Source organism: Salmonella sp. 2020_1395 (assembly GCF_043848115.1).
GTDB classification, from domain to species: domain Bacteria; phylum Pseudomonadota; class Gammaproteobacteria; order Enterobacterales; family Enterobacteriaceae; genus Salmonella; species Salmonella enterica.
The window spans coordinates 111,950-135,443 of the sequence record NZ_JBCMFH010000011.1 but is presented as its reverse complement, the minus strand read 5'-3'; the positions used below and the strand labels follow the sequence as shown (position 1 = coordinate 135,443).

Annotated in this window: 20 protein-coding genes and 1 pseudogene; 6 read left to right on the top strand and 15 right to left on the bottom strand. The window is 53.0% G+C overall.

Going from position 1 to position 23,494, the window contains the following annotated elements; translation table 11 throughout:
- Nucleotides 1-171: 171 nt before the first annotated feature.
- The 5 genes from asnB to nagB form a co-directional block, all read right to left on the bottom strand.
- Entirely contained in the window at nt 172-1,836 is a 1,665-nt protein-coding gene (gene asnB / locus ACH0WD_RS17745; protein WP_000337043.1) for an asparagine synthase B, read from the bottom strand.
- A gap of 289 nt (nt 1,837-2,125) precedes the next feature.
- Nucleotides 2,126-2,878 carry a ribonucleotide monophosphatase NagD gene (gene nagD, locus ACH0WD_RS17740; RefSeq protein WP_000153143.1) on the bottom strand — a complete coding sequence of 251 codons (753 nt, stop codon included), beginning with the start codon at nt 2,876-2,878 and terminating at the stop codon, nt 2,126-2,128.
- A gap of 46 nt (nt 2,879-2,924) precedes the next feature.
- Nucleotides 2,925-4,145 (bottom strand): DNA-binding transcriptional regulator NagC, encoded by a 1,221-nt coding sequence (gene nagC / locus ACH0WD_RS17735; protein WP_000187578.1) that lies wholly within the window; start codon nt 4,143-4,145, stop codon nt 2,925-2,927.
- 4 nt (nt 4,146-4,149) lie between these two features.
- Entirely contained in the window at nt 4,150-5,304 is a 1,155-nt protein-coding gene (gene nagA / locus ACH0WD_RS17730; RefSeq protein ID WP_000271186.1) for an N-acetylglucosamine-6-phosphate deacetylase, read from the bottom strand.
- Nucleotides 5,305-5,363: 59 nt separating this feature from the next.
- Nucleotides 5,364-6,164, bottom strand: a complete 801-nt coding sequence (gene nagB, locus ACH0WD_RS17725) for a glucosamine-6-phosphate deaminase (RefSeq protein ID WP_001237059.1) — start codon at nt 6,162-6,164, stop codon at nt 5,364-5,366.
- A 326-nt stretch (nt 6,165-6,490) separates the two neighbouring features.
- Here nagB and nagE point away from each other — a divergent pair, with 326 nt between their 5' ends.
- From nagE to chiQ, 4 genes are all read left to right on the top strand, one after another.
- Entirely contained in the window at nt 6,491-8,443 is a 1,953-nt protein-coding gene (nagE, locus tag ACH0WD_RS17720) for a PTS N-acetyl glucosamine transporter subunit IIABC (protein ID WP_001023069.1), read from the top strand.
- A gap of 210 nt (nt 8,444-8,653) precedes the next feature.
- Nucleotides 8,654-10,321: a glutamine--tRNA ligase gene (glnS, locus tag ACH0WD_RS17715; protein WP_001287181.1), complete on the top strand. Its 1,668-nt coding sequence runs from the start codon at nt 8,654-8,656 to the stop codon at nt 10,319-10,321.
- Between the two features lie 660 nt (nt 10,322-10,981).
- The gene (chiP, locus tag ACH0WD_RS17710) at nt 10,982-12,388 is read left to right on the top strand and encodes a chitoporin (protein WP_001258803.1); all 1,407 of its coding nucleotides are present in this window, start codon (nt 10,982-10,984) and stop codon (nt 12,386-12,388) included.
- A gap of 49 nt (nt 12,389-12,437) precedes the next feature.
- On the top strand, nt 12,438-12,770 hold the full coding sequence (chiQ, locus tag ACH0WD_RS17705; protein ID WP_000722260.1) for a ChiQ/YbfN family lipoprotein: 333 nt from the start codon (nt 12,438-12,440) through the stop codon (nt 12,768-12,770).
- Nucleotides 12,771-12,818: 48 nt separating this feature from the next.
- Here the strand turns inward: chiQ and tcuC are convergent, their stop codons facing one another.
- From tcuC to ybfF, 9 genes and pseudogenes are all read right to left on the bottom strand, one after another.
- A complete protein-coding gene (tcuC, locus tag ACH0WD_RS17700) occupies nt 12,819-14,123 on the bottom strand; it encodes a tricarballylate/proton symporter TcuC (RefSeq protein ID WP_000057014.1) in 1,305 nt (434 codons plus the stop codon).
- A gap of 50 nt (nt 14,124-14,173) precedes the next feature.
- A complete protein-coding gene (gene tcuB, locus ACH0WD_RS17695) occupies nt 14,174-15,313 on the bottom strand; it encodes a tricarballylate utilization protein TcuB (protein ID WP_000811134.1) in 1,140 nt (379 codons plus the stop codon).
- Complete coding sequence (tcuA, locus tag ACH0WD_RS17690; protein ID WP_000228705.1) at nt 15,300-16,703, bottom strand: FAD-dependent tricarballylate dehydrogenase TcuA; 1,404 nt, start codon at nt 16,701-16,703, stop codon at nt 15,300-15,302. The genes tcuB and tcuA overlap by 14 nt, the downstream gene beginning before the upstream one ends.
- A 97-nt stretch (nt 16,704-16,800) precedes the next feature.
- The gene (tcuR, locus tag ACH0WD_RS17685; protein WP_000423371.1) at nt 16,801-17,727 is read right to left on the bottom strand and encodes a tricarballylate utilization LysR family transcriptional regulator TcuR; all 927 of its coding nucleotides are present in this window, start codon (nt 17,725-17,727) and stop codon (nt 16,801-16,803) included.
- A 114-nt stretch (nt 17,728-17,841) separates the two neighbouring features.
- Complete coding sequence (gene fur / locus ACH0WD_RS17680) at nt 17,842-18,294, bottom strand: ferric iron uptake transcriptional regulator (RefSeq protein WP_000131699.1); 453 nt, start codon at nt 18,292-18,294, stop codon at nt 17,842-17,844.
- A pseudogene (locus ACH0WD_RS17675) lies at nt 18,287-18,372 on the bottom strand (ryhB-regulated fur leader peptide). The gene fur and the pseudogene ACH0WD_RS17675 overlap by 8 nt, the downstream one beginning before the upstream one ends.
- 203 nt (nt 18,373-18,575) lie before the next feature.
- Nucleotides 18,576-19,106: a flavodoxin FldA gene (gene fldA / locus ACH0WD_RS17670; protein WP_001018621.1), complete on the bottom strand. Its 531-nt coding sequence runs from the start codon at nt 19,104-19,106 to the stop codon at nt 18,576-18,578.
- 150 nt (nt 19,107-19,256) lie between these two features.
- Complete coding sequence (gene ybfE / locus ACH0WD_RS17665) at nt 19,257-19,550, bottom strand: LexA regulated protein (protein WP_001040939.1); 294 nt, start codon at nt 19,548-19,550, stop codon at nt 19,257-19,259.
- Between the two features lie 133 nt (nt 19,551-19,683).
- Nucleotides 19,684-20,454: an esterase gene (ybfF, locus tag ACH0WD_RS17660; protein ID WP_000773245.1), complete on the bottom strand. Its 771-nt coding sequence runs from the start codon at nt 20,452-20,454 to the stop codon at nt 19,684-19,686.
- A gap of 184 nt (nt 20,455-20,638) precedes the next feature.
- Here ybfF and seqA point away from each other — a divergent pair, with 184 nt between their 5' ends.
- Nucleotides 20,639-21,181 carry a replication initiation negative regulator SeqA gene (seqA, locus tag ACH0WD_RS17655; RefSeq protein ID WP_000848395.1) on the top strand — a complete coding sequence of 181 codons (543 nt, stop codon included), beginning with the start codon at nt 20,639-20,641 and terminating at the stop codon, nt 21,179-21,181.
- Between the two features lie 24 nt (nt 21,182-21,205).
- Nucleotides 21,206-22,846 carry a phosphoglucomutase (alpha-D-glucose-1,6-bisphosphate-dependent) gene (gene pgm / locus ACH0WD_RS17650; protein WP_000974375.1) on the top strand — a complete coding sequence of 547 codons (1,641 nt, stop codon included), beginning with the start codon at nt 21,206-21,208 and terminating at the stop codon, nt 22,844-22,846.
- 114 nt (nt 22,847-22,960) lie between these two features.
- Here the strand turns inward: pgm and ACH0WD_RS17645 are convergent, their stop codons facing one another.
- Nucleotides 22,961-23,446 carry a pyridoxamine 5'-phosphate oxidase family protein gene (locus ACH0WD_RS17645; protein WP_000070051.1) on the bottom strand — a complete coding sequence of 162 codons (486 nt, stop codon included), beginning with the start codon at nt 23,444-23,446 and terminating at the stop codon, nt 22,961-22,963.
- Between the last annotated feature and the right edge of the window lie 48 nt (nt 23,447-23,494).

Sequence of the window (23,494 nt, the reverse complement as noted above, 5' to 3'; positions counted from 1 at the left end):
TCGACCTGCTCAACGACGGCTATTTTAAAGGATAGAGGATAATCGCGTTGGGTGCGTTTGAACTCAGTCATCATCACGTTCTCCGGATTTAAGTCTGGAACGTGTCAACGCTATTCAGGACGGGTCAGCTATAAAAAAAGAGCCCCTAAGGGCTCTTTCGTCATCGTTAATTTACTGGTACGCCGACTGATGCACGCCGACCGCGCGGCCTGACGGGTCATCCATCGTTTTGAATGCTTCATCCCACTCAATGGCTTTGGCGGAAGAACAGGCCACGGACGGGCCGCCGGGTACGCATTCCGCCGCGCTCGGCACCGGGAACAATTCTTCAAAAATTTCCCGGTACAAGTACGCCTCTTTAGACGATGGCGTGTTGTATGGAAAGCGGAAGCGGGCGGTTTCCAGTTGTTGATCGGAAATCTGTTTCGCCGCCACCTCTTTCAGCGTATCAATCCAGCTGTAGCCTACGCCGTCAGAGAACTGCTCTTTCTGACGCCACGCGACGCTTGCTGGCAGATAAGACTCGAAGCACTCGCGCAGCACGTGTTTTTCCATCTTGCCGTTGCCGCACATTTTATCCTGTGGGTTGATACGCATCGCCACGTCGAGGAATTTTTTATCCAGGAACGGTACGCGCGCTTCCACGCCCCAGGCGGACATCGCTTTGTTGGCGCGGGCGCAGTCATACATATGCAGCGCCTGTAGCTTACGGACCGTCTCTTCATGTAACTCTTTGGCGTTCGGCGCTTTATGGAAGTACAGGTAGCCGCCAAACACCTCATCGGAACCTTCGCCGGAGAGCACCATTTTGATGCCCATCGCTTTGATCTTACGCGACATCAGATACATCGGCGTTGAGGCGCGGATAGTGGTCACGTCATAGGTTTCAATGTGATAGATAACATCACGAATGGCATCAAGGCCTTCCTGCACGGTGAAGTGAATTTCATGGTGCACGGTGCCGAGGTGGTTAGCCACTTCCTGGGCCGCCTTCAGGTCAGGCGAACCTTCCAGACCGACCGCAAAAGAGTGCAACTGTGGCCACCAGGCTTCGGAGCGCTCCTGATCTTCGACGCGACGGGCGGCGAATTTTTTGGTGATAGCCGAGATAATCGACGAGTCCAGACCGCCGGAGAGCAGCACGCCATAAGGGACGTCGGACATCAGGTGGCTTTTCACGGATTCTTCCAGCGCCTGGCGCAGCGCGTTTTTGTCGGTGACGTTGTCTTTTACCGCATCGTAATCGAACCAGTCGCGCTGATAGTACTGACGAATTTCGCCGTCTTTGCTCCACAGGTAGCTGCCCGCCGGGAACTCTTTAATGGTGCGGCAGACCGGGGTCAGCGCTTTCATTTCTGACGCTACGTAGAAGTTGCCGAATTCGTCATAGCCCATATAGAGCGGAATAATACCGATATGGTCACGACCAATCAGATAAGCGTCTTTTTCGCTGTCATACAGGGCGAAGGCGAACATCCCCTGTAAATCGTCAAGGAAATTCGGCCCTTTTTCCTGATACAGCGCGAGGATAACTTCGCAGTCGGAGCCTGTCTGGAACGCGTAACGATCGCCATACTCCGCGCGTAACGTCTGATGGTTATAAATTTCACCGTTCACCGCCAGCACGTGGGTTTTCCTGGCGTTATACAGGGGCTGGGCACCGGCGTTAACATCAACAATCGACAAACGTTCATGTGCGAGAATCGCGTTATCGCAAGCGTAGATGCCGGACCAGTCCGGGCCGCGATGGCGCATCAGGCGTGACAGTTCAAGGGCTTTTTTACGCAGTTCCGCTGCATCTGTTTTGATATCGAATACGCCGAAAATAGAACACATAGCCTTCTCCGTTAATCTGTTGCGTCGTACTTTTTGTGTTTGCTTGACTAAAAAATGCCGCAAAGGCGTGGAAGGCGCAAGGGGATTACGGTCTGAAAAATGAAAAATGCAATCGTCATTGTTGATTAGTGAAAAATGATTACATATTGCGCGGATTTATTGATGGATCTTCAGTTTTATCGTGGATTAATTGAATTATGTTTTTCCTGATGGCGTTTCGCTTATCAGACCTACAATGTTGTTCGAACCGTAGGCCTGAAAGCTATGCGTCATCAGGCAGGGGACAGGTTTAGATAACGTCGATCTCGGCGACGGAAGGGTAAATCCAGCTTGGGCGGAACGGCATACTGTCAATATCATTGATTGTTGATACGCCAGAAAGCACCAGAATGGTCTCCAGACCGGCCTGGAACCCCGCCAGAATGTCGGTGCGCAGATTGTCGCCGACGATAACGGTCTCTTCCGAGTGCGCCTGCATTTTGTTTAACGCCGCGCGGATGATCCACGGGCTGGGTTTGCCGACATAAAACGGCTTCCGGCCGGAAATTTTTTCAATGCCTGCGCACAGCGCGCCGCAGGCCGGATAAAAGCCGCGACCGTGGGTATCCGGGTTGGTGGCGATAAAGCGCGCGCCATTGGCGACGAAAAATGCCGCTTTATGCATCATGTCCCAGTTGTAGGAGCGGGTCTCTCCAACGATGACAAAATCAGGGTTCACATCGGTAATGGTAAAACCCGCTTTATAGAGCTCGTGAATGAGCGCGCCTTCGCCCACGACATACGCTTTCTTACCTTCCTGACGGCGCAGAAAATCGGCTGTCGCCATTGCTGAAGTATAAAACACGCTGTCCGGCACGTTAACGCCAGCGGTAGCAAAACGGTTCGCCAGATCCTGGCCGGTTTGCGACGGGTAATTGGTCAGCAGCACCAGCGGCAGACCTTTTTCCAGAATCCCCGTCAGAAATTCCGCCGCACCGGGTACGGCTACGTTGTCGTGCATCAGCACGCCGTCGATATCGCAGATTACATTCTTGATGGTCATGAACTACCCAGGGAATTTGTGAATAATCCGATACTATAAGAGCGCATCAACTTTCCAGCAAACGTTGCAGCAATGTTCCGTTGAGCATGGCGCGTTTAACTAAGGCAAATGCGCCGATAGCAGAACGGTGATCCAGCGTGGAGCGTACCACCGGCAAATTTTTGCGAAAGGCCTTTAACGCCTGCGTATTGATACAGCTTTCGATAGCGGGCAACAGGACTTTATCGGCTTCAATGATCTCGCCGGCAATGACGATTTTTTGCGGATTAAACAGGTTGATAGCAATGGCGATCGTTTTGCCCAAATGGCGACCAACATGCTCAATGACTTCCGAGGCCAGGCTGTCACCCCGGTTTGCCGCCTTACAGATGGTTTTAATCGTGCAGTCGTCAAGCGGAACACGGCTTTGATACCCTTGTTTAAGCAAATTCAGCACCCGTTGTTCAATCGCCGCATTGGCGGCAATGGTTTCCAGACAGCCGAAATTACCGCAGTGGCAGCGCTCGCCCAACGGCTCCACCTGAATATGCCCAATTTCGCCGACGTTGCCGTTACGGCCAATGAAGATGCGTCCGTTGGAGATAATCCCGGCGCCTGTACCACGATGAACGCGCACCAGAATCGAGTCCTCGCAATCCTGACTGGCGCCGAAGTAGTGTTCCGCCAGCGCCAGGCTACGGATATCGTGTCCCACGAAACAGGTAACGTGAAACCGCTTTTCCAGCGCTTCGACCAGTCCCCAGTTTTCAACCTGAATGTGCGGCATGTAACGAATCACACCGCTTTCCGGATCGACAAGCCCTGGCAGGATCACCGAGATAGCGATCAATTCACGAATTTTACGCTGACAGCTATCAATAAAGACGGCGATGGTGTTGAGCAGCGCATGTTCCAGCGTCTCCTGGGTGCGCTCCGGTAGTGGATAATGCTCCTCAGCGACCACTTTACTGCTCAGATCGTAGAGCGTTAAAGTGGTGTCATGACGGCCCAGGCGAACGCCAATGGCATGGAAGTTACGGGTTTCCGTGACGATAGAGATAGCGCGGCGGCCTCCGGTAGAGGCCTGCTGATCGACTTCTTTGATCAGCCCGCGTTCAATGAGTTGACGCGTAATTTTCGTTACGCTGGCGGGAGCAAGCTGGCTTTGCTCGGCAATTTGTATGCGCGAGATAGGACCATGCTGGTCAATCAGGCGGTAAACGGCCGCGCTGTTAAGCTGTTTTACGAGATCAACGTTACCTATCTGAGCTTGTCCGCCTGGTGTCATATTCTCACTTACTCAAGTCAACGACCTCGTCACCATTAACGATGGTCTTGATAATTTTAAAATCGTGGGTGAACGCGGTCAGGTTGGCGACTTTACCCGGCGCAATGCTACCGAGATGTTTATCAACGCCGATAGCGCGTGCCGGATAGAGCGTTGCCATGCGCAGCACTTCATCCAGCGCGATGCCGCAATGCGCGACCAGGTTGCGTACGCCTTCAATCATGGTTAAGGACGAACCGCTCAACGTACCGTTTTCATCCACACACAGTCCATTGCGGTAGTATATTGTTTTACCTGCGAAAATGAACTGCTCAATATTGGCCCCCGCCGGTGCGGTGGCGTCTGTCACCAGACAAAGTTTGTCGCCTTTAAGGCGTTTGGCATTGCGAATGTTGGCGTAGTCGACATGCAGACCATCGGCGATAACGCCGCAATAAATATCCGCTTCGTCCAGAACAGCGCCAGCAAGGCCCGGCTCACGCCCTGTAATGTACGGCATCGCGTTAAACAGGTGAGTCGCAAAGGTAATCCCGGCGCGGAAGCCCGCTTTCGCCTCTTTTAACGTCGCGTTGGAGTGACCTGCGGAAACCACAATGCCCGCATTCGCCAGTTTAGCGATTACGTCAGCAGGCACCATTTCCGGCGCGAGTGTGACTTTGGTGATGACGTCGGCATTATCGCATAAGAAATCGACCAGCGCAGCGTCTGGTTTACGCACGAAATCAGGATTATGGGTGCCTTTTTTTACCAGATTAAGCCAGGGGCCTTCCAGGTGGAGACCCAGCGCCTGGTGCGGATGTTTTTCCAGGTATTCGCGCATGACGCGAATGCCCTGTTTCATCAATTCGTCGCTGGTAGTGATAAGCGTTGGCAGAAAGTTAGTACAGCCCGATTTTTCATTGGCTTTCTGCATAATTTCCAGCGTTTCAACGCTGACGGCTTCTGCGGTATCGTTAAACTGCACGCCGCCGCAGCCGTTTAGCTGCACATCAATAAAACCGGGGGAGAGAATGGCCCCATTCAATGAGCGTTGTTCTATTCCCGGCGGCAGTTCAGCCATCGGACAAACGCGGTCAATCAGGCCATTAGCGACAACAAGCGCATGGTCATCAAGAATTTCGTGACCGGTAAAGATCCGGCCCTGGGTTAAAGCATACATTCCGACCCCCGATATCAAAAATTTACCGCCCCGCATTGACTGGCGGGGCGGAGACAACATTACAGACCTTTAATATTTTCTGCTTCTAATTCATTGAAATATTTCAATGTTTTAACTTTAAGTTCCATTGTGGACGGCTCATCGCATACCACAACCGCTTTCGGATGGAGTTGCAGGCAGCTAATGGTCCACATGTGGTTGACGTTGCCTTCAACCGCCGCCTGCAGCGCCTGGGCTTTCTGATGGCCCAGCACCAGAATCATCACTTCTTCCGCATCCAGCAGCGTGCCTACGCCTACCGTCAGCGCGTATTTCGGCACCTGGTTTACGTCGCCGTCAAAGAAGCGGGAGTTCGCTACGCGAGTATCATGGGTTAACGTTTTGATACGGGTACGGGAAGCCAGGGAAGACGCCGGTTCGTTAAAGGCGATGTGACCGTCGTTGCCGACGCCGCCCATAAACAGATGGATTTTACCGTAAGAACGAATTTTTTCTTCATATTGACGGCATTCTGCATCGATATCCGGTGCGTTACCGTTGAGAAGATTGATGTTTTCTGCTGGAATATCAACGTGATCGAAAAAGTTACGATGCATAAAGCTGTGGTAGCTTTCCGGGTGCTCTTTCGGCAGGCCAACATATTCGTCCATATTAAAGGTGACCACATGCTTAAAGCTGACCTCGCCCGCTTTGTGCATCTCAACCAGCGCTTTGTACGCCGTTAGCGGCGTGCCGCCGGTAGGCAGTCCAAGGACAAACGGACGATCGGCTGTCGGTTTGAACGCATTAATACGGTTAACGATATGGCGAGCGGCCCATTTGCCAACCTGTTCTGCGGTACTCAGGGGGATCAGTCTCATTCTTCACCTCAATAATCAATGTCAAAATTTGGCGGATCGTATTAAGCGTAACCTGGATATCCAGGGTTCGTGTTCAATCCGTCCTGATTTTTTGAATCATAAAATAAGTTTTCCGTGTTAGCCAGTGGATGGTGGGGGTGATTACGATATTTAGTGATTATAATCACAAAAAACACCCGTTTAATTTGCGAGGCGAATTAATTTTCCACACACTCTGCAGAAGATGATCTCACCGTTCGATTACAGAACATCACGTTTTTAACGTTTGCAGCACAATAAAAAACGGCTTCAAAGAAGCCATATCGGCGTCTCGTAGGGGGAATAAGATGAATATTTTAGGTTTTTTCCAGCGGCTGGGTAGGGCGTTGCAGCTCCCTATCGCCGTGTTGCCGGTGGCAGCGTTGTTGCTGCGATTCGGCCAACCAGATTTGCTGAATATGCCGTTTATCGCGCAAGCGGGCGGGTCTATTTTCGATAACCTGGCGCTGGTTTTCGCTATCGGCGTGGCCTCCAGTTGGTCTAAAGATAGCGCAGGCGCGGCAGCGCTGGCGGGAGCCGTGGGTTACTTCGTCATGACCAAAGCGATGGTGACGATTAACCCGGAAATCAACATGGGCGTGCTGGCGGGGATTATTACCGGTCTGGTCGGCGGCGCGGTTTATAATCGCTGGTCTGGTATCAAACTGCCTGATTTTCTCAGTTTCTTCGGTGGAAAACGTTTTGTGCCGATCGCAACGGGCTTTTTCTGTCTGGTGCTGGCCGCTATTTTCGGTTACGTCTGGCCGCCGGTACAGCATGGCATCCATGCGGGTGGTGAATGGATCGTTTCCGCAGGCGCGCTGGGTTCCGGTATCTTTGGCTTCATCAACCGTCTGCTGATCCCCACCGGTCTGCATCAGGTACTGAACACCATCGCCTGGTTCCAGATTGGTGAATTCACCAATGCCGCAGGCACTGTATTCCACGGCGACATCAACCGCTTCTATGCTGGCGACGGCACGGCGGGGATGTTTATGTCCGGCTTCTTCCCGATCATGATGTTTGGTCTGCCGGGCGCCGCTCTGGCGATGTATTTCGCCGCGCCGAAAGAACGTCGTCCGATGGTGGGCGGTATGCTGCTGTCTGTCGCGATCACCGCGTTTCTGACCGGCGTAACCGAGCCGCTGGAATTTCTGTTTATGTTCCTGGCGCCGCTGCTGTACCTCCTGCACGCCATTTTGACCGGTATCAGCCTGTTCGTCGCGACGCTGCTGGGTATCCATGCGGGCTTCTCTTTCTCGGCAGGCGCGATCGACTATGTTCTGATGTATAACCTGCCTGCGGCCAGCAATAACGTCTGGATGTTGCTGGTGATGGGCGTTGTATTCTTTATCATCTACTTCCTGCTGTTCAGCGCGGTTATTCGTATGTTTAACCTGAAAACGCCGGGCCGCGAAGATAAAGTTGATGAGATGGTAACGGAAGAAGCCAACAGCAACACCGAAGAAGGGTTAACGCAACTGGCGACCAGCTATATTGCTGCGGTTGGCGGTACGGACAACCTGAAAGCGATCGATGCGTGTATTACCCGTCTGCGCCTGACCGTGAACGACTCTGCTCGCGTCAACGATGCGGCCTGCAAACGCCTCGGCGCTTCCGGCGTGGTGAAACTGAACAAACAGACCATTCAGGTTATTGTCGGCGCGAAAGCGGAATCGATTGGCGATGAAATGAAGAAAGTGGTAGCGCGGGGGCCGGTCGCGGCAGCGTCTGCTGATGCGGCTCACGTTGCAACACCTGCTCCGGCGGCCAAACCCCAGGCGGTGCCGAATGCGGTGACTATCGCTGAACTGGTCTCTCCGATTACCGGTGAGGTAGTGGCGCTGGATCAGGTACCGGATGAAGCTTTCGCCAGCAAAGCGGTCGGCGACGGCGTGGCGGTGAAACCCACCGATAAAACCGTGGTTTCTCCGGCGGCGGGTACTATCGTGAAAATCTTCAACACTAACCACGCGTTCTGTCTGGAAACCGAAAAAGGCGCGGAGATCGTTGTCCATATGGGTATCGATACCGTCGCGCTGAACGGTCAGGGCTTCAAGCGTCTGGTTGAAGAGGGGGCGGAAGTCACGGCGGGTCAGCCGGTTCTGGAACTGGATCTGGACTTCCTGAATGCCAACGCGCGCTCCATGATAAGCCCGGTTGTTTGCAGCAACAGCGATGACTTCAGCGCTCTGGTCATCAAAGCGGATGGTCACGTGGTAGCGGGTCAAACGCCACTGTACGAGATTAAGAGCAAATAATCGCTTCCTGGCCGGATAAGGCGTAAGACGCCATCCGGCGATATCACAGAAAACATAAGCGGCAGAGGGAAACCTTCGCCGCTTTTTTTTACCGCAATTAGCCCCAATATTTTCTGCAAAGCCACTTTTTAAGTAACTAAAGGTTGTCAGTCTGTCCGGCTTATAAGATCATATGCCGTTATACGTTGTTTACGCTTTGAGGAATCCACGATGAGTGAGGCTGAAGCCCGCCCGACTAACTTTATTCGTCAGATTATTGATGAAGATCTGGCGAGTGGTAAACATACCACTGTCCATACCCGTTTTCCGCCGGAGCCGAATGGCTATCTGCACATCGGCCACGCGAAATCTATCTGCCTCAACTTTGGCATCGCGCAAGATTATCAGGGCCAGTGCAACCTGCGTTTCGATGACACCAACCCGGTAAAAGAAGATATCGAGTACGTTGATTCGATCAAAAACGACGTCGAGTGGTTAGGCTTTCACTGGTCTGGCGATATTCGCTACTCCTCCGATTACTTTGACCAACTGCACGCCTATGCGGTCGAGCTGATCAATAAAGGCCTGGCCTACGTTGATGAGCTGACGCCGGAGCAGATCCGCGAATACCGCGGTACGCTGACCGCGCCGGGTAAAAACAGCCCGTTCCGCGATCGCAGCGTCGAAGAGAACCTCGCGCTATTTGAAAAAATGCGTACCGGCGGTTTTGAAGAGGGTAAAGCCTGTCTGCGCGCTAAAATCGACATGGCGTCGCCGTTTATCGTGATGCGCGATCCGGTGCTGTATCGCATTAAATTCGCCGAGCATCATCAGACCGGCAACAAGTGGTGCATCTATCCGATGTACGACTTTACTCACTGCATCAGCGATGCGCTGGAAGGTATTACTCATTCTCTGTGTACGCTGGAGTTCCAGGACAACCGTCGTCTGTACGACTGGGTACTGGACAACATCACCATTCCGGTTCACCCGCGCCAGTACGAATTCTCGCGCCTGAATCTGGAATACACCGTGATGTCCAAGCGTAAGCTGAACCTGCTGGTGACCGACAAACACGTCGAAGGTTGGGATGATCCGCGTATGCCGACTATTTCCGGTCTGCGCCGTCGCGGCTATACCGCAGCTTCTATTCGTGAGTTCTGCAAACGCATCGGCGTCACCAAGCAGGACAACACCATTGAGATGGCGTCGCTGGAATCCTGCATTCGCGAAGATCTGAACGAAAACGCGCCGCGCGCAATGGCGGTAATCGATCCGGTAAAACTGGTTATCGAAAACTACCCGCAGGGTGAGAGCGAAATGGTTACCATGCCTAACCATCCGAATAAACCGGAGATGGGCAGCCGTGAAGTGCCGTTTAGCGGTGAGATCTGGATCGATCGCGCAGATTTCCGCGAAGAAGCGAACAAGCAGTACAAGCGTCTGGTGATGGGCAAAGAAGTGCGTCTGCGTAATGCCTACGTCATTAAAGCGGAGCGCGTAGAGAAGGATGCCGAAGGGAATATCACCACCATCTTCTGTACCTATGATGCCGATACGCTGAGTAAAGATCCGGCTGACGGGCGTAAAGTGAAAGGCGTAATCCACTGGGTTAGCGCAGCACATGCGCTGCCGATTGAAATTCGTCTCTACGACCGTCTGTTCAGCGTGCCGAATCCGGGCGCCGCGGAGGACTTCCTGTCCGTTATCAACCCCGAATCATTAGTGATTAAGCAGGGTTATGGCGAGCCGTCGCTGAAAGCGGCGGTAGCAGGGAAAGCTTTCCAGTTTGAACGTGAAGGCTACTTCTGCCTCGACAGCCGCTATGCAACGGCCGATAAGCTGGTCTTTAACCGCACCGTGGGCCTGCGTGATACCTGGGCGAAAGCGGGCGAATAAGCACTGCGCCAACAGGCGAATGCTGTAAAAATACCTTGTCAACGCCGCGTTTTGCGGCGTTTTTTCTCTGCATTTCCAAGAGCCTATCCCATTAGGGCTATTTTACTTGCCATTTTGGACCTGGGCAGTGCTCGCCAAAACGCGTTAGCGTTTTGAACGCCGCTTGCGGCGGCCCGAAGGGCGAGCGTAGCGAGTCAAACCTCACGTACTACGTGTACGCTCCGGTTTTTGCGCGCTGTCCGTGTCCAAACTGGCTGCGCCAATAACGCCTGGTGGGATAGGCTCTGAGTCGATTCTCTTTTTTGCGAGGCGAATTAATTATTTTCTGAAAATTATTGATCTTATAAATGATTATTAATCTAAATGTTATAAGCGTCAGGTCAACAGGAGACAATTATTTTCATGCCTATGGAAAACAAGTCAATTTTCTTTCTGGCGGTCTGCTTCCCTCACCAGCAGTTGAATGTAACAGAAAGCAATTAAATATGTGCGGTTGCTCATATTATTACATACTGGTTACAGAAAGAGATTGATAATTCGCATCGCGAAAAATAGTCTATTTAACGTAGTAAATGAGGTTTCTCAGCGCTACTTTTTATTTTTATTTTTTCGCTGTTCGCTTTTGTCGGCAGCAATTTATACGTCAAAGAGGATTAACTTATGCGTACGTTTAGTGGCAAACGTAGTACGCTGGCTCTGGCTATCGCCGGTATCACAGCAATGTCGGGGTGGATCGTTGTTCCGCAGGCGCAAGCCTCCGGCTTTTTCGACGACTCCACGTTAACGGGCGGCATCTATTATTGGCAGCGTGAACGCGATCGCAAAGATGTGACCGACGGCGACAAATATAAAACTAACCTTTCTCATGCGACCTGGAACGCTAACCTGGATTTTCAGTCTGGTTACGCTGCGGATATGTTCGGTCTGGATATCGCGGCGTTTACCGCGATTGAAATGGCAGAAAACGGCGACAGCGGTCATCCAAACGAAATTGCCTTCTCGAAAAAGAATAAAGGCTACGACGAAGACTATTCCGGCGATAAGAGCGGTATCAGTCTTTATAAAGCCGCCGCGAAATTTAAATATGGCCCGGTCTGGGCGCGCGCCGGTTATATTCAGCCTACCGGTCAGACGCTGTTAGCGCCGCACTGGAGTTTTATGCCGGGTACCTATCAGGGTGCGGAAGCTGGCGCCAGTTTTGACTATGGCGATGCGGGCGCGTTAAGTTTTTCCTACATGTGGACTAACGAATATAAAGCGCCGTGGCATACCGAAATGGATAAGTTTTATCAGGCGGATAAAAAAACCAATGTGGACTACCTCCACTCCATCGGCGCGAAGTACGACTTCAAAAATGATCTGGTGCTGGAAGCGGCGTTTGGTCAGTCCGAAGGCTATGTCGATCAATATTTCGCGAAGGCCAGCTATAAATTTGATTTAGGCGGCAATCCGTTCACCACCAGTTACCAGTTCTACGGCGCGCGCGACAAAGTAGACGATCGCAGCGTGAATGATATTTACGACGGTACGGCCTGGCTGCAGGCGTTGACCTTCGGCTACAAAGTCGCGGAAGTGGTTGACCTGCGTCTGGAAGGTACCTGGGTGAAAGCGGACGGTCAGCAGGGCTATTTTCTGCAACGTATGACGCCAACCTACGCCTCTTCAAACGGTCGTCTGGATATCTGGTGGGATAACCGCTCCGACTTTAACGCTAACGGTGAAAAGGCGGTTTTCTTCGGCGCGATGTATGACCTGAAAAACTGGAATCTGCCGGGCTGGGCTGTGGGCGCGTCTTACGTTTACGCCTGGGATGCTAAACCGGCAACCTGGCAAAGTAACCCGGATGCTTACTACGACAAAAACCGCACTATCGAAGAGTCCTCATACAGTCTGGATGCGGTCTATACCCTGCAGGAGGGGCGTGCCAAAGGCACCATGTTCAAACTGCACTTCACCGAATATGACAACCACTCCAATATTCCAAGCTGGGGCGGTGGTTACGGCAACATCTTCCAGGATGAACGTGACGTGAAATTTATCGTTATTGCGCCATTCACTATTTTCTGATGTCAGATGCGGCAGGCTGCCGGTCTGCCGCGCTGTTGAGGAACGACCTATGAAAAAAATTTTACTCATCGCCAGCATGACCGCCGGTTTGACGGCCTGCGCGTCATCACCCGCGCCGGAAGAAGATAGTCGGCTGAAAGAGGCGTACAGCGCCTGTATCAATACCGCACAGGGCTCGCCTGAGAAGATAGAGGCCTGCCAAAGCGTGCTGAATGTCCTTAAAAAAGAGCGCAAACATCAGCAATTTGCTAACGAAGAAAGCGTGCGGGTGCTGGACTATCAGCAGTGCATTCAGGCGACGCGCACGGGTAACGATCAGGCGGTCAAGGCTGACTGCGATAAGGTCTGGCAGGAAATTCGCAGTCATAATAACGTGCAATAAAACCCTTCCTTGCCACCCACGGGCGAATGTTTTCCGCCCGTGGTTTTTTCAGGCTTTATTTTCTGCTGCGATATAGCCGCGACTCAGACGTACAAACAGCATCGCCGTCGCGGCAAGTCCACATAACGCTGCGCACATCAGCCACCAGCCGGGCGAGCTTTTATCGCCGGTTAACTTTACCAGCGCGGTAGAGATGGCCGGCGTCAGGCCGCCAAAAATCGCCGTCGCCAGGCTAAAGGCCAGCGAGAAACCAACGGTACGCACATAGACTGGCATCACTTCGGTTAACGCCGCGACCATTGCGCCGTTATACATGCCAAAAAAGAAAGAGAACCACAGCAGTACCAGCGTCATGCGGGTAAAGTCGGGCGCGGCGGTCAGCCACTGCATGACGGGCCAGGTGGTGATCAGCGCCAGCAACGTAATGCCCATTAACACGGCGCGACGGCCAATCCGGTCGGAAATCGCGCCGCCAATGGGTAACCAGATAAAATTGGACACCCCCACTAACATGGTGACGATCAAACTGTCCCGCGCGCTGAGATTAAGCACGGTTCTGCCATAGGTCGGCGTATAAACGGTGATAAAATAAAACGTTGTGGTGGTCATCGCCACCAGCAGCGTTCCGGCTGTAATAATGCGCCAGTTTTTGGCGATAGTTGCAAAAATTTCCCTGGTGTCGGGGCGATGCTTGCGTTGTAAAAACGCTTCTGTTTCTTGTAATGAACGACGTAAAACAAAAATCAGCGGAATGATCATACAGCCGATAAAGAACGGAATTCGCCAGCCCCACTCCGATATCGCGTCGTGTCCCAGCGTGATATTCAGGCTATAACCAATCAACGCGGCGACAACGATCGCGACCTGCTGACTGGCGGATTGCCAGCTGGTATAAAACCCTTTATTGCCTGGCGTTGCGATTTCGGACAGATAGACTGAGACGCCGCCTAACTCAACGCCCGCAGAAAATCCTTGTAATAACCGGCCCAACAGCACCAACGCAGGCGCTGCCAGGCCGATCGTTTGGTAGCCGGGGACGAGGGCGATGAGCAACGTACCGCAGCCCATAATCGCCAGCGTCACCATCAGCCCTTTACGACGTCCGATTCTGTCAATATAGGCGCCAAGCACAATCGCGCCGACGGGGCGCATTAAAAAACCGGAGCCAAAGACGGCAAAGGTCAACATTAATGAGGCAAATTCGCTTTCCGCCGGAAAAAACGTTCTGGCGATATAGGTGGCGTAAAATCCGAACAAGAAAAAATCAAACTGTTCAAGAAAATTGCCGCTTGTCACGCGCAGTATTGCGCCGAACGTGCCGGCGCGCGATGTTGCAGGTGTGTGTTGTGCCATAGGGTTTGCTCTCCACTGTCTTTATTGTTTTATGGGTAAGATGTTGCGGGTCAGTTGCCTGTATCCCCCGCATGTTTTCCGCGTCGCTTCTCAACTGCCCATTTGAGTAAGGCCGCGCAGCGGAAAAATCCGTGGGCGAATTTTCCGTAGGGAAGGGTGAGAAAGAGCGCCATCACCACGCCTAAATGGAGCGCCAGCAGTATGCCCATTCCGCTGGTGTCTCTGCCTGCCAGCAGCGCCAGCCCGGTAAGACTGGTTAAGAACAGCAGCAGAATAAAGCCGCGATCCATGGGTTTCTGGCGCGCATCGCCATGTAACGGCGACCGCCGCAGATTGAGCCACAGTAGCCCGGCCGGGCCGATAAGCAGACCGATACCGCCCAGCGTGCCGAGCATGACCGGCAGGCTAAAGAACGGGTAGGGCGCTTCCCAACCGGCGACGTAGTGATAGCCCGTCGCCACGACCGTGGCGGCAAAACAGAGCATAAAACCGTAGAAGGTAAAGTGATGAAAGCGACGGCGCAGCAGCGTGAACGCATCGTCCGCTTCGTTACAGCCTTTGCCGTGACCGCCGTCGAGATATTTCAGCGTTAACGCATTGTGCGACGCTTCCGCAATCTCCGCCGAACGCGGTACGCCCGGCGAGATCTCACGCCAGAAGCGGATTACGCCCGCCATAAGCAAACCGATTGCCAGCACAAAAACTGAGCCAAACATCCATGCCAGCAGGCTATGCGGAAAAATTTGATAGAAGTCACCGGCCAGCGGCGGATGAATCAGCGACCCTTTCAGCGCCATCGCCAGTAATAAAAAGAGCGTCAGACCGACTATCAGCGCCAGCGCGACGGTGATCCCCGCCCGGCGGTATAACGCGCCAAAAGCGGCGGGCTGGGCATACTGTTGATACGTCTCCAGGCGGGCTTGCGCCATCGCTTTCGGCACGTTAATGGCAAATTCATGGGGCGGCGCGTACTGGCACGCGTGCAGGCAGGCGCCGCAGTTATGACATAAATTCGCCAGATAATGAATATCGGCTTTACCGAATTCGAGCCGCTGGGTCATCGCCGGAAATACCGCGCAAAAACCTTCGCAGTAGCGACACGCGTTACACACTTGCATAACGCGTTCGACCTCGGCTTCCGGTTCGGTAAGCACGGTGGCCTCAATGATTAATTTTTCAAGCTGTTTCATGCTGCGCCTCCTTGTGCGCCGCGCGGGCGGCTTCTATCCCCGCAATGCGGCCAAAGGTTGTGCCGATAGACATGCCTACGCCTGCGGTATACCCCTTGCCCAGTACATTTCCTGCCATCATCTCGCCGGCAACAAACAGGTTGCGGCTTGGATGACCGGCAAAATGCACCGCGGCACGTTCATTGACTTTCAGACCCAGGTAGGTAAACGTGATGCCGGGTCGCAGCGCATAACCGTAGTAGGGCGGCGCATCAAGCGGGCGCGCCCAGTGGGTTTTAGCCGGCGTCAGGTTTTTGGTGGCGCAGTCATCAAGCAAGGTATGATCAAAATGACCGGGTTGGCAGGCCTGGTTATACTGCGTGACGGTATGGGTAAATTTTTCCGCGTCCAGCCCCAACTGGCAGGCCAGTTCAGCCAGCGTATTGGCCTGCGCGCCAGGAAAAACCGGCGGCATAAAGTGGCCGATGGCTTTACTGTCAATAATCGAATAGCCAATTTGTCCTGGCTGTTGAGCCACCAGCCGCCCCCAAATGGCGTAACGTTTCGGCCAGAAATCTTCGCCTTCATCATAAAAACGTTCGGCGTCGCGATTCACGACAATACCCAGCGATACGCAATCCACGCGAGTACAAATACCGCCGTCGTACAGCGGCGCCCTGGCATCAATCGCTACGCAGTGCGACTGGGACGGATCGCCAATGATATCCGCGCCGGCATCCATCATAAATTTGAGTAATACGCCCTGGTTAAAACGCGTGCCGCGAATCAGGAAATTATCCGCGGGCCATTCGCCGCGGGCGTTTTCTCCCCAGGCCTCCCGCAGCCATTCACGGTTTGATTCGAAACCGCCAGCCGCTAATACGCAGGCTTTGGCGGTAATACGTTCGCTACCTGCCAGCGCTGCCACGAATTCGCCGTCATGAAGTTCAAGCGCGTGAACCGGCGTGTTATAGCGAATCTGTACGCCCAGCCGTTCGGCGCTACGGTAATAGGCATTGACGAGCGCTTTCCCTCCGCCCATAAAAAACGCATTGGTGCGCGCAACGTGGAGCGCCCCAGATAGCGGCGGTTGAAAGTTAACGCCATGTTTGCGCATCCAGTCGCGGCATTGCGAAGAGGTGCGAATGACCAGCCGCGCCAGCGCCTCGTTGGTGTTGCCGTCGGTGACTCGCCACAGATCCTGCCAGAATTCCTCTTCAGGATAGCTTTCTACCAGCACATCCTGCGGCGCATCATGCATACAGCGCAGGTTTCGTGTGTGCTGAGAATTTCCGCCGCGCCATTCTCGCGGGGCAGCCTCCAGCAGCAGAACCGATGCGCCCGCTTCCCGTGCGGTCAGGGCGGCGCATAATGCGGCATTGCCTCCGCCTATCACCAGTACATCAACCATCTTATACTCCCGTACCATTTAACTATTTGTTAAATTTGTAATTGAAATGTATACGGATAAATAAGCGGCGCGCTATCAGGTAGCGCTAAACAGGGGTTTAGTAAGCGTAAAGGGTTGCGCCTGGCCATTCACCGGCGTCGACTAACTGACGCATAACTTTGGTAAGGACTACTCTGGCGGCAAGGCCGGCGGGCGTCAGTTCATCATCCGACAGGCTGACTAAAAAATTGGGGCGGCTGAGTACCGGATTATGGACGCCGATCACGCGTAGCGCGTCGTTATCCAGATGAGAAATCGCCGCGCCGGGCTGCAACGTGGCGCCAAGACCGTCGCGCACGGCGCGCATCAACAACGCCAGACCGTCAATTTCCGCGACGATCTCAACGTTAAGCGCATGTTCCTGGCAGACAGCGTCCAGCCTGCCGCGCAGCCCATGTCCCTGGCTTGGCATAATGAGCGGAATGCCTGCCAGTTGTTCAGGTGTGATCGGGTTATCAGGAAGCGCCGCCAGCAGGGCATGGGAGCCAATCAGAAAAAGCTGTTCTTCAAGGATCGGTCTGGCGCTCCAGCGCAGGATTTTATCTTTTTGAAAGACAACGGCTAAATCAATCTGGCGGGTATTGATCATTCTTTCCAGATTACCGGACAAGCTTTCCACCACATGCAGTCGGACATCGGCATAGTTTTCCTGCATGGCATGGATAAACGGTATACCCAGTATGGAGGCGGTACTGGGGGCCATTCCTACGCTCACATGACCGGAAAGGCGCGCTTCTCTGGCGGCGAGAATCGCGTCGTCGGCATGACGCAGGGCGAGTTGCGCCTGCGAATAAAAGGCCAGCCCGGCGTTGGTTGGCGTTACGCCGCGCGAAGTGCGCTGCAGCAGACGGATGGCAAGCTCGTTTTCCAGACGGGACATCTGTTGACTTAAGGCTGAAACGCCAATATCAAGATCCTGTGCGGCGCTGCCCATACTGCCGGTTTCAATAATACGCACGAAATAGCGTAACTGGCGAAGCTCCATTCCTGCTCTCCTGAGATGCGATAGCGTTTTTTACATTAAATCAACATCAAGCGGCAGGAAAGAGGAGGATATAAAAAAGCCAACCGGGCGGTTGGCTCTTCGAAAGATTTACACTTATTTAGTCGCGTCATCGTGCGCGTGCTCGTCTTCGCGGCAGTCGCCTTCAGCGCAGTGGCCGTAAAGATAGAGGCTGTGATTAGTTAAACGAATACCGTGTTTCGCCGCAATTTCACGCTGGCGCGCTTCAATAGAGTCATCACTAAATTCAATCACTTTTCCGCAGTCAAGGCAGATAAGATGGTCGTGATGATGCTGTTGCGTCAGTTCAAAAACGGATTTACCGCCTTCAAAATTATGGCGGGTCACGATACCGGCATCGTCAAACTGGTTCAGCACACGGTATACGGTTGCCAGACCGATTTCTTCACCCATGTCGATCAGGCGTTTGTATAAATCTTCCGCACTGACGTGATGGTTATCTGGTTCCTGAAGAACTTCCAGAATTTTTAAACGAGGAAGCGTTACTTTCAGGCCAGCCTTCTTTAATGCGGTATTGTTGTCAGTCATGCGGAATCTGTCCTGTTGCTAAACGATTCACTTCATTAGAGAAGTGACAGAAATTGCACTCAAGATAATGCGTATCATTATAGGACTGCCATGCCGAAATGAAAACCGCAAGTCTCTCGCAGATATTAATAAAACTGTGGTTTTGCCTGCAAATTCTGGCGCCACCTGATTACACCCGGACATTGTACAGGGATGGGTGCGAAAGTTACAAATTTGTAGCAATTATTTTGATTGGTCTTGTCTATTGATGCGGCGCAGATATAACGCTGCGCCGCATAAGATTAGGCGTTGAGGATGTCGTCGAGGTGCAATTCAGCCGAAACTTGCTTAACCCATTTTTCAACACGCTCGGCGGTCAGTTCAGGCTGACGGTCTTCGTCAATCGCCAGACCGACAAAATGATCGTCGTCAGCCAGACCTTTAGAGGCTTCAAAATGATAGCCTGCGGTTGGCCAGTGACCCACAATTGTGGCGCCGCGCGGCTCAATAATGTCGCGAATCGTGCCCAGCGCATCACAGAAGTATTCCGCGTAGTCTTCCTGATCGCCACAGCCAAACAGCGCCACCAGCTTACCGTTAAAGTCAATCTCTTCGAGAGTCGGGAAGAAGTCATCCCAGTCACATTGCGCTTCGCCATAGTACCAGGTTGGGATGCCCAGCAGCAGAATGTCATACCCTTCCAGGTCTTCTTTACTGCTTTTTGCAATGTCATGCACATCGGCAACGTCTTTACCAAGCTGTTTTTGAATCATTTTTGCGATATTTTCGGTATTACCGGTGTCGCTGCCGAAAAAGATGCCAGTGATTGCCATGAGTAAAATAACCTCTTGAAACTTATTGAAATGGTGGTGGCGAATTGCCCACGGATAAGGGCAATCATAGCAGAACAGGCAGATATGCGGAAACAGCAATCACGCGGGACTGCACGCTCTGCTACACGAAATATGAAACAAAACTTATTTTCAGACTAAACCCTGGCCGCGCAGCGCCATAAGCTGCTTCATTAATATTTCTTCAATGAGCTCGCTGCGGCTAATGTTGCGCGCTTCGGCCAGCTCATTCAGCGCGTCAACCGCTTGTGCGTTGAGTTTTAATTCGACACGCTTGAGGCCACGAACTTTGTCGCGTTTTAACTGGTTGCGCTTGTTGATGCGTAACTGTTCATCGCGCGAAAGCGGATTCGTTTTAGGTCGTCCCGGGCGACGCTCGTGCGCGAACAGATCTAATGTCGTACGGTCCGTTTGTTCTTTGGCCATGATTTTGGTGACTTCGGGGGAAACAATCAGCCAGGCTTATGCCCGGATGGATAGCGCGCCATCATACATCAGCGAGGAAGCGACGCCAACGCCCGCGCGCGTAATCGCGCACAGGCGATGAGTTTTTAATCAGTTAGCGTTTATCGTGCAGATAACGGCGGATGGCGCGCAGAACCGCCTCTGGTTTTTCGGCATGTACCCAGTGGCCCGCGCCGGCGATCACATGCGCGCGCGCCAGAGGGAATTGCGCCAGCAGCGCGTCGCGGTACGCTTCGGTCACGTACGGCGAGTTACCGCCTGGAATAAACAGCGCCGGATGTTCCCAGGGCGGAATGGTTTCCCAGCCGACGATATGCGGATACTGCTCCCATAATACCGGAACATTAAAACGCCATTCGCCTTCAGCCCAGGATTTTAACAGAAACTGGATCACGCCTTCTTCGTTGAGGTGTTGGCGCATAATCCCTGCCGCCTGTTGGCGGGATGTCGCGTCGGATTCGCTGACGGCATTAATGGCCGCGAAAATGCGATCGTGGCGGCGAACGTGATAATCCACGGGGGCGATATCAATCGCGACCAGACGATCGATGCGATCGGGCGCCAGCGCCGTCAGCGCCATTACCGCTTTTCCGCCCATGGAATGACCAATAAACGTCGCTTTTTCAATCTGCTGCGCGTCAAGCGTATCCAGAAGATCCTGGGCCATTGCCGGATAATCCATGACCGGATCGCGCGGCGATAAACCATGATTGCGCATATCGACCTGAATAATGTCGTGATCGGTCACCAGATCGCGCGCCAGTACGCCGAGGTTGTCCAGGCTGCCAAACAGGCCATGAACGAGAACGATGGGGGAATTATTGTGCAGGTTTTGTGCAGATTGCGCTCGGATGTTTAATTTCATGGCAAAGTTCTTTTTTTCGCTCTGTCGGGTTAGGGTATTATGTTGACCATTCTGCCACTGGGCTGCAACCTCTAAGGTTTACTCCGAGTTTTTTTGTCAGCCGGGCTTAACGCTATCCGCTGTTGGGATTTGTTCCTATAATCCCAATGACTTGTATTCAGCAAAGACATCGCACTGGATTAAGATGAAAACGATTGAAGTTGATGATGAACTCTATAGCTATATTGCCAGCCACACCAAGCATATCGGCGAGAGCGCATCCGACATTTTACGGCGTATGTTGAAGTTTTCCGCCACGACACAGCCAACGGCTTCAGCGGTGAAGGGGACGCCTGCGGCGCAACCCGTTGCCGAAGCGAAACCGGTTAACCCGGTAAAAGACAAAGTTCGCGCGATGCGTGAGCTGTTGTTGTCTGACGAATATGCCGAGCAGAAAAAAGCGGTCAACCGCTTTATGCTGATTCTGACTACACTCTATTCACTGGATCACCACGCGTTTGCGGAGGCGACGGAGTCGTTGCATGGCCGCACGCGCGTCTATTTTGCGGCGGATGAACAAACGCTGCTGAAAAATGGGAATCAAACTAAACCTAAGCACGTTCCCGGCACGCCGTACTGGGTGATCACCAACACCAACACCGGCCGTAAATGCAGCATGATCGAACACATCATGCAGTCAATGCAATTCCCGGCGGAATTGATTGAAAAGGTTTGCGGAACAATTTAATCCTTGCATTAGAAGGACCAGGCAATGGCAATCCACAACCGCGCAGGACAACCCGCGCAACAGAGTGATTTGATTAACGTCGCCCAACTGACGGCGCAGTATTATGTACTGAAACCGGAGGCAGGGAATGCAGAACATGCCGTGAAATTTGGCACTTCCGGCCATCGCGGTAGCGCAGGTCGTCACAGTTTCAACGAACCGCATATTCTGGCGATCGCCCAGGCGATTGCTGAAGAGCGGGCGAAAAATGGCATTACCGGCCCCTGCTATGTGGGGAAAGACACCCATGCGCTCTCGGAACCGGCCTTCATTTCCGTGCTGGAAGTGCTGGCGGCAAACGGCGTAGACGTTATCGTGCAGGAAAATAATGGCTTTACGCCAACGCCTGCCGTGTCAAATGCTATCCTGGTCCATAACAAAAAAGGCGGCCCGCTGGCTGATGGTATTGTCATTACGCCGTCGCACAACCCGCCGGAAGATGGCGGTATTAAATATAATCCGCCCAATGGCGGCCCGGCGGACACCAACGTCACTAAAGTGGTAGAAGATCGCGCCAATGCGCTGCTGGCGGATGGCCTGCAAGGCGTTAAGCGCATCTCTCTGGATGCGGCTATGGCCTCGGGCCACGTTAAAGCGGTAGATCTGGTACAGCCGTTTGTCGAAGGGCTGGCGGATATCGTTGATATGGCGGCGATTCAGAAAGCCGGTCTGACGCTGGGTGTCGATCCGCTGGGCGGCTCCGGTATTGAATACTGGAAACGTATCGCTGAGCATTACAAACTTAACCTGACGTTAGTTAACGATCAGGTTGATCAAACCTTCCGCTTTATGCACCTTGATAAAGATGGCGCGATCCGTATGGATTGCTCCTCCGAATGCGCGATGGCGGGTTTGCTGGCGCTGCGTGACAAGTTTGACCTGGCCTTCGCCAACGACCCGGACTACGACCGTCATGGCATCGTGACGCCTGCAGGGCTGATGAACCCGAACCATTATCTGGCGGTCGCCATTAACTATCTGTTCCAGCATCGTCCGCTGTGGGGCAAAGACGTGGCTGTCGGTAAAACGCTGGTCTCTTCCGCGATGATTGACCGCGTGGTGAATGACTTGGGACGCAAGCTGGTGGAAGTGCCGGTAGGCTTCAAATGGTTTGTTGACGGTTTGTTCGACGGCAGCTTTGGTTTCGGCGGGGAAGAGAGCGCGGGCGCTTCGTTCCTGCGTTTCGACGGTACGCCGTGGTCTACCGATAAAGACGGTATCATCATGTGCCTGCTGGCGGCGGAAATCACCGCCGTTACCGGGAAAAACCCGCAAGAGCATTACAATGAACTGGCAGCGCGTTTTGGCGCCCCGAGCTATAACCGTCTGCAGGCGAGCGCGACCTCCGCGCAGAAAGCGGCATTGTCTAAACTGTCTCCGGAAATGGTCAGCGCCAGCACGCTGGCAGGCGACCCGATCACCGCGCGTCTTACCGCAGCGCCGGGTAATGGCGCATCGATTGGCGGCCTGAAGGTAATGACCGATAACGGCTGGTTCGCCGCGCGTCCATCCGGTACGGAAGACGCTTACAAGATCTATTGCGAAAGCTTCCTGGGGGAAGAGCATCGCAAGCAGATTGAGAAAGAAGCCGTTGAAATCGTTAGCGAAGTATTGAAAAACGCCTGATGGGCGATATGGAAGAAAAAGGAGCCGTAAGGCTCCTTTTTTATATTAACGGCGTTGCGCTTATCAGGCCTGTAAATCGCCTCCAGGCCGGATAAGGCGCTTGTGATATCTGACTTATTCGCTCTGAGTCGCCAGATGTCGGCGGCAGGTGAGGGCGTCGCATTCGATACGCACCACGCAAACCGCTTTCATCATATCTTCCCGATAATTGAAGGTTTTTCCCGGATCGGTCTGGCGCATAATGACGTCCAGGCCGTAGCGCATCTCATCGCGTGTTTGCAATATCGATGCCAGTCCGGTGGCGAAAACGCTGGTGTAGGCGTAGCTATAATCACAGGGGTCATCGGCACGTAGTAATGCATGGTCGCCGTCCATTTCAATGCATACTGCCGGGTTCTTACGTAACAGACGCATCTTTTTCCCGGTGCGTGCGCCGTGAAAATAAAATATCCAGCGTCCGTTCTGATACTCGTAGCCAAAATTTACGGGGACAACATACGGACAGAGATTGTCATTAAACCCTATCCGACACACTTCGTGTTTACTGAGAATAGCCAGTATTTCTGCTATATCAGTGACTTCCCGTTCTGGATTACTCATTTCTATTATCTTATTCAAAGAGTGAAAATGCCCGGACTACCGTTACCG